Origin of the sequence: Nostocoides japonicum T1-X7, from assembly GCF_001046855.1 — a bacterium.
Lineage (GTDB): Bacteria > Actinomycetota > Actinomycetes > Actinomycetales > Dermatophilaceae > Nostocoides > Nostocoides japonicum.
The window spans coordinates 4,397,010-4,403,736 of the sequence record NZ_HF570958.1; the positions used below are offsets into that span (position 1 = coordinate 4,397,010).

General features: G+C 75.4%; 4 protein-coding genes and 2 pseudogenes. 2 read left to right on the forward strand and 4 right to left on the reverse strand.

The features are described from left to right. Positions 1 to 779 (forward strand): annotated as a pseudogene (locus tag BN12_RS19990) (hypothetical protein); the annotation flags it as partial. A 246-nt stretch (positions 780 to 1,025) separates the two neighbouring features. Here the strand turns inward: BN12_RS19990 and BN12_RS19995 are convergent. After that, entirely contained in the window at positions 1,026 to 1,949 is a 924-nt protein-coding gene (locus BN12_RS19995) for a DNA-3-methyladenine glycosylase family protein (protein WP_157635587.1), read from the reverse strand. Positions 1,950 to 2,273: 324 nt separating this feature from the next. Between BN12_RS19995 and BN12_RS20000 the strand changes: the two genes are divergently transcribed. Next, a complete protein-coding gene (locus tag BN12_RS20000; protein WP_048555236.1) occupies positions 2,274 to 3,875 on the forward strand; it encodes a phytoene desaturase family protein in 1,602 nt (533 codons plus the stop codon). A gap of 97 nt (positions 3,876 to 3,972) precedes the next feature. Here the strand turns inward: BN12_RS20000 and BN12_RS20005 are convergent, their stop codons facing one another. The 3 genes and pseudogenes from BN12_RS20005 to BN12_RS25455 all read right to left on the reverse strand — a co-directional run. Next, entirely contained in the window at positions 3,973 to 4,866 is an 894-nt protein-coding gene (locus BN12_RS20005; RefSeq protein ID WP_048555238.1) for a class I SAM-dependent methyltransferase, read from the reverse strand. Between the two features lie 83 nt (positions 4,867 to 4,949). Further along, positions 4,950 to 5,978: a lysylphosphatidylglycerol synthase transmembrane domain-containing protein gene (locus BN12_RS20010; protein ID WP_083454794.1), complete on the reverse strand. Its 1,029-nt coding sequence runs from the start codon at positions 5,976 to 5,978 to the stop codon at positions 4,950 to 4,952. A 1-nt stretch (position 5,979) separates the two neighbouring features. Beyond that, positions 5,980 to 6,727 (reverse strand): annotated as a pseudogene (locus BN12_RS25455) (glycosyltransferase family 4 protein); the annotation flags it as partial.

The following is a 6,727-nucleotide window of genomic DNA, read 5'->3' on the forward strand; positions in this document are numbered from 1 at the left end:
CCCCCGCCCCCCCCGGGGCCGGGCGCCTCCTGCGCGAGCCGGCCGGCCTCGCCGCACGCATCCACCGGGGCTCGACGGGTGCCTGGGTCACCGCGGCCGTCGCCGTCGGCGGCGCCTTCGGGATCCTCGCCAGGAGCGCCGTCGACGCGGCAGTCGCCAACCCCGGCCTCGCCTCGGCACTCGGCAGCAGGGCGCGACCCGAGGACGCCTTCCTCGGGGCCGGCCTCCTCTATCTGGCGATGCTGAGCTGCGGGTATGCCGTGCAGGCGGCCGGGACGCTCCGCCGCGAGGAGGTCGACGGCCGGCTCGAGCCCCTCCTCGCGGGAACCGTCTCCCGGTCCCGATGGGCCAGGACCCAGGCGGCGACCGTCGTGGCCGGCCTCGTCCTCGTCACCGTCGCGGGATCGGTGACCTTCGCCCTCACGGCGGCGGCCTCGATCGGCGACGCGTCCCTCGCCGGGACCCTCCTCCGGGACGGCGTCGCATACCTGCCGGCCGCGCTCCTCGTCGCGGCGGTCGCCCTCCTCGTCTACGCCGCGGCACCGCGCGCCGTGCCCGCCGTGTGGGCAGCGTTCGGCGTGGTCCTCTTCGTGGAGATCCTCGGTCCCGGTCTGCGCCTGCCGGGTTGGGTCCTCCACCTCGCGCCGACGACGGCCATCGGCAGTCCGCCGACGGGTCGAGTCGAGCCCGTCGGGCTCGCGGTGCTCACCGTCCTGGCCGTCGCTCTCGGGGTGCTGGCCCTCGCCGCCTTCCGACGCCGCGCGATCCCCGTGCGCTGACCGCATCCGGGGCCGACCGCGTCGGCAGGCGCGGGGTGGGTCGTGCGCACGTGCCGAGAAGTCGTGCGCACGTGCGGTGGGTCGTGCGCACGTGCCGAGCAGATGTCGTCGGGACGCCCGCTCGGGGACCTCGACTCGGCAGGTGCGGGGTTCCGACTCGGCAGGTGCGGGGGTTTCCGTGGCGGGATCGGGCCGGCGACCACGACAACCCCGCACCTGCCGGAGTGCCTCCCCGCACCACGTGCGTCAGCTCAGGACGCGAGGGAGGTGGGTGGGCAGGCGCATCCGCGGTCCGTGTCGTGGGCGGCGGTGACCGGCCAGCTCGAGGAGGCGCTGGACGCGGTACCGGTGACCGGCATACGGCTGCAGCTCCTCGCGCATCTCGTCGTCGGTGAACGGCCGCCCGGCGAGGGCCCACCCGACGTCCTTCGCGACGTGGAAGTCGCCGAAGCTCGGGGAGTCGGCGTCGCCGAGGGCGCGCTGGGCGGTCTCGGCGGCCGTCCACTCCCCGACGCCCGCGATCGACCGCATCCGGCGGTGCGCCTCCGGAAGCGGCAGGTTCGCGCTCTCCTCGAGTCGCCCGGCGACCCGCGAGACCCTCATGACCGTCCCGGAGCGGGCGCGCTCCACGCCGGCCCCGAGCCACTCCCATGAGGGCACCACGCCCCATTCCCGGGGCGCCGGCGGCACGAACAGCCCGATCGCGAGGCCCGGACCAGGGGCGGGCGTCCCGAACCGGCGCACGACCCGGCGCTGCGACCCGAACGCCTCCTTCCCCGTCACCCGCTGCTCGATGATCGCCGCGACGAGCGACTGGACGACGAGTCGGGACTTCGGCACCCTGAGCCCGGGATGCGCCCGCATGGCCCGGGCGACGACGTCATGTCGGGGGACGAGTCCCGACGGGTCGTCCTCGGCGCCGAGCAGCTCCGGGACCGCCTCGAGCGCCCAGCGTGCGCCGGGTCCCCAGGCCCGGGCTTCCACCCGCCCGGCGCTCGCATACGCCCGGATCGAGAGGGTCGCCGGGCCGTCGGGCGTGGCCTGTCCGAGCCACCAGGCGCCGTCGACGACCCGGCAGGTCGGGTCGCCCGCGCCGTGGCGGAAGCACGACAGGGTCTGGTCGAGCGAGTACGGCCCGACGGGACGGTGGATGCGGACGAGCGACGGCACGCGCCCATTGTGCGTCCTGCCGCCGACACTCCGCGCCGAGCTCATGCGCCGGCCCCGACCCCCCGTCGCCCGCGACAACCTCGCACGTGCCGAGTTGATGCTCCCGGAATCGCCTTGCGAGGACAACAACTCGGCACGTGCGGAGTGAGGGGCGGGCGACCGGGGCGGTCGTGGTGCACAGGCCCCGATCGGGTGCCAGACCGCCACCCTGGGCGGCCGGGCGACCGGGGCGGTCGTGGTGCACAGGCCCCGATCGGGTGCCAGACCGCCACCCCGAGCGGCCGGGCGAGGGCGGCGGAGGGGCCGGGATGGTACGAATGTGCCATGGCCACCGAGAGCGTCGATGCGGTCGTCGTCGGCGCCGGCCCGAACGGCCTGGTCGCCGCGAACGCCCTCGCCGACGCCGGCTGGGAGGTCCTCGTCCTCGAGGCCAACGACGTCGTCGGAGGTGCCGTCCGCAGCGCCGAGGTGACCGCGCCCGGGTTCACGACGGACCTGTTCAGCGCGTTCTATCCGCTCGCGGAGGCCTCCCCCGTCATCCGCGGACTCGACCTCCCGGCATACGGGCTCACGTGGGTGCAGGCGCCCACCGTCCTCGCCCACACCCTCGACGACGGGTATGCCGCGGTGCTGCGGCGCAGGGTCGAGGACACCGCCGCCGCGCTCGAGGCTGACGCGCCCGGGGACGGCGAGGCGTGGACGGCGATGGTGGAGCAGTGGATGCGCGTCCGCGACCCGCTCCTCGACGCCCTCTTCACCCCCTTCCCGCCGATCCGGCCGGGCGCGCGGCTGCTGCGCAGGCTCGGCACGACGCAGGCGCTCGACCTCGCCCGTCTCGCCGTGACGCCGGTCCGCCGGCTCGCCGACGAGCGGTTCCGAGGGATCGGACCCAAGCTGCTCCTCACCGGCAACGCGCTGCATACCGACATCCCGCCCGACGGGGCAGGCAGCGGGATCTTCGGCTGGCTGCTGTGCATGCTCGGCCAGGATGTGGGGTTCCCGGTGCCGCAGGGCGGTTCGGGCGAGCTGGCCGGCGCACTGGCCGCCCGGATCCGGAGCCACGGCGGCGATATCCGCACGGGGGCGCGCGTCACCGGCATCGAGGTCCGCGGCGACCGGGCCTGTGGCGTCCGGCTCGCCGACGGGACGCGGGTCACCGCGCGCCGGGCCGTGCTCGCGGACGTCTCGGCGCCGACCCTCTACCGCGATCTCGTCGGCCTCGGCAAGCTGCCGGGGAGCCTGGCCCGGCAGCTCGACCGGTTCCAGTGGGACGACGCGACGATCAAGGTCGACTGGGCGCTCCGCGAGCCGATCCCGTGGCGGGCGGGTGACTCGCCGACCGGACCGGCGGGCGCGGGGACCGTCCACCTCGGGGTCGACGACACGGGGTTCGTCGACTTCGCCGCCGACCTCTCCGCGAAGCGCACGCCGCGCCGACCCTTCCTGCTCCTCGGGCAGATGACGACGGCCGACCCGTCGCGCTCCCCCGCCGGCACCGAGTCGGCGTGGGCATACACCCATGTGCCGGTCGGCAGCCTCGGTGACCGGGAGTCGGTCGCCGCCCACGTCGAGCGGATGCACGAGGCCGTCGAGCGCTGCGCACCCGGCTTCCGCGACCGGATCCTCGCGACCCACGTCCAGTCCCCGGCGGACCTCCAGGACAGGGACGCCAACCTGGTCGGGGGCGCGATCAACGCGGGGACGTCGGGGCTGCACCAGCAGCTCGTCTTCCGCCCCGTCCTCGGGCTGGGCCGGCCCGAGACGCCCGTCGAGGGCCTCTACCTCGCGAGTGCCGCGGCCCATCCCGGCGGCGGCGTCCACGGGGCCTGCGGCTGGAACGCCGCCCGAGCGGCCCTCGGCGGCGGCGGCCCCGTACGGCGGCGGCTGCTCCGGACGACCTGGGGACGCCTCCTCCCCGACGAGTGAGCTCGCGGACCGGAGCCCCCGGATCTGGTGAGCCGTCTCCGAGAAGGACGCGGTCGGGATGGATGCCCACCCCGATGGGGTGAGCCGTCCCCGGCGGTCAGGCGCGGCGGAAGGTCAGCAGGACGAACGTGTAGTCGAGCCCGGTCCGCTTCCAGTGCACCGGGCGCGACGGGTGGGCCAGGGCACCCGGCTCGTCGAGGTCACCGACGAGGGCCAGCCCGAGCGTCGCGGCGTCCGCGACGAACGAGCGGATCTCCGCCGGCGAGAAGATATGGACAGGGGTTCCGTATGCCGTGACGCCCGTCGTGTCCGGCGGGTCCTCGTCGTAGTCGGTCGAGACGACGAGGACGCCACCCGGGCGGAGGATGCGGGCGCACTCGGCGAGGAACGGGCGCAAGGGCACGCCGTGCTCGATGACCGACATGCACGTCACCGCGTCGAGCGAGGCGTCGGCGAGTCCCGTTGCCGTGGCGTCGCCGGCCCGGAAGAGGACACCGTCACGCCGGACGGGCTTGCCGAACTCGAGGTTGATCCCGATGAGCCGGCTCGGGCCGGAGCCGAGGCCGTAGAGCCGCAGCCAGGGCAGGACGGGCGAGTACCGCGCCGAGCCCGCATCGAGGACGGAGGCGGTGCGCGACCCGTCGTCGGCGAGGTCGAGGACGGCGGCGACGGCCCCGAGGGCGTCCCAGTTCTTCGGCCGGTCCCGGTGGAGGGGCAGCCGGAGCGAACGCGCCTCCGCCGTGGCCCGTCGCCACTCGGCGGCGTCCTGGAGGACGCCGGTCGGGGGCACGGAGGACGGAGCGGGTCGCGGCCGTCCCCGGCGGGCCTCGACGCGGCGCTGCACGCCGACCCGGGTCCAGAGCCCGAGCTCGGCGGCCCGCTTGGCGACCGCGAGGGCCCGGCCGCCGGGCGGCGCCGCCACCTGCGGATCGGTGGCAGCGGCGGACTCGTCTCGGGGGCCGGAAGAGAGGTCGTCGGGTCCGGTCGTCACGAGAGGCGACCCTAACCGGTCCCGCTCCGCCGTCCGTCACGGACCGCACGCGAGTCCCCCACGCGGCCGAGATGCGGAGGGGTTCAGTGGCCGGACGAGTGGGGCGAGGGGCGGTCCTCGTCCTCGGCGAGGCGTTCGGCGTCGGCATACACCTCGTCGCGGTCGGCACGGCTCGGCAGCAGCTCGTGGCCCTTGGCCCAGAGCCACCCGAAGAGCGCGAAGACGATGTCGGCGAGCACCGTGACGAACCGGAAGACGACGACGACCGCCGTCGCGGCCGCGGGCGACATGAGGCCGCTCAGCATGACGAGGAAGACGCCGTCACGGACGCCGACCCCGGCGGGGAGGAAGAAGCTGATCATGCCGATGACGGCGGCCATGACGTAGCCGAAGACCGCGACGACGAAGACCCGGCCCGCGCTGTGCTCGTCGGACGCCATCGGCTGGGCGAGGACCCAGCAGCCGGCGCCGAGGAAGGTCCACGAGAGGACCGAGAAGACGGTCGCGAGGGTGATGGCCGGGGTCGTCAGCGCGTGCTCGAGCGGCTCACGGCGCAGGACCCGCAGGCCGACGGCGATGAGGCGGTTGAGGACGGGAGGCGACAGGGCGACGAGGCCGACGACGATGCAGGCGCCGACGAGCGGCCACCACACCTCGTGACCGTTGCGGGCGAGGAGGATCGGAAGTCCCGGGATGCCGACGAGGGCGGCCGTGAGCCCCGACATGCCGAGGAGCAGGAGCCCCGCGACGGCGGTCCGCCGCCGCGGAACCTTGAGCCGGGCCGCCATCTCCGCCTGCATGACGACCGACCACACCGAGCCGGGGACGTACTTGCCGAGCTGGCCGACGAAGAAGATGCCCGCGGCATCGGCCAGATGGAGCCGGGTGCCGAGGTCGGCGAGCAGGACGCGCCAGGACAGCATCGCGAAGATCCCGGAGACGATCGTCAGGGCGAACGCACCGGCCACCGACCACCGCGGGATCGAGCCGAGCTCGCGGGAGACGCTCTGCCAGTTCCTCGCGAGCGCCACGACGACGAGGAGGAGGACGAGGACGAGCGCCCCGTAGCGAAGCACGGTGACGAGGGTGCGCAGGCGCGGCGGGAGGGCCATGTCACCGCCTCCGGAAGGTGAGCCGGACCACCCCGTATGCCGCGTCGAGCCCGGCCCCTCGAAGGCTCGCCCCGCGCAGGCGTTCGGTCACGTCGGAGTCGATGTCCCCGACGAGGACGAGGCCGCGGGAGTCGGCGCGCGCGACGATGCTGCGGACATCGCCGGGGGCGACGGCGCCGGGGACGTCGGCGCCACCGGCCGCGACGGTGAAGGAGAGGATCCCACCCCGGCGCAGGATCCAGGCGGCGAGCGCGAGGAGACCGTCGACGTCGCCGGCGTCGCAGTCGGTGGGGTGGAGCATGGTGAGGACGTCGCAGCTGCCCGCGTCGACGTCGACGTCGTCGAGGGCCGCGCCCGGGTCGGGCGGCTCCCACTCGAGCGGTTCGTGCCCGGTGGCCCGCGACCAGGCGACGAAGGGTGAGGACGGACCCGAGCAGTCGACGACGTCGAGGTGCTGTCCCGGCCGCGCCCGGAGGCGGACGACGGCGGCGAGCGCGCCGAGGGCCGCCCAGCCGGCGATGGGGTCGGTATGCCGCGGCAGGCGCAGCTCGCGCGCGAGGTCCGCCGCGTCGGCGGCCTCCTCGTCGGTGGACAGCAGGTCGCTCGGCCGGAGCCAGCCCGGCAGGTCGGAGCGCCGGATGTCGACGTGCGACCGCCGTCCCGCGAGCGTCGCGGCCGCCTCCTTGGCCCGGCTCGTGAGGTCGCGGACGGCACCGCGCACACCGTCGTCGCCCTGCGTGGGCCCGGCG

Excerpts from the sequence above, each read along its gene's own strand:
- BN12_RS20000 (WP_048555236.1), top strand. The coding sequence starts at position 2,274 with ATGGCCACCGAGAGCGTCGATGCGGTCGTCGTCGGCGCCGGCCCGAAC.
- BN12_RS20010 (WP_083454794.1), bottom strand. The coding sequence starts at position 5,978 with ATGGCCCTCCCGCCGCGCCTGCGCACCCTCGTCACCGTGCTTCGCTAC.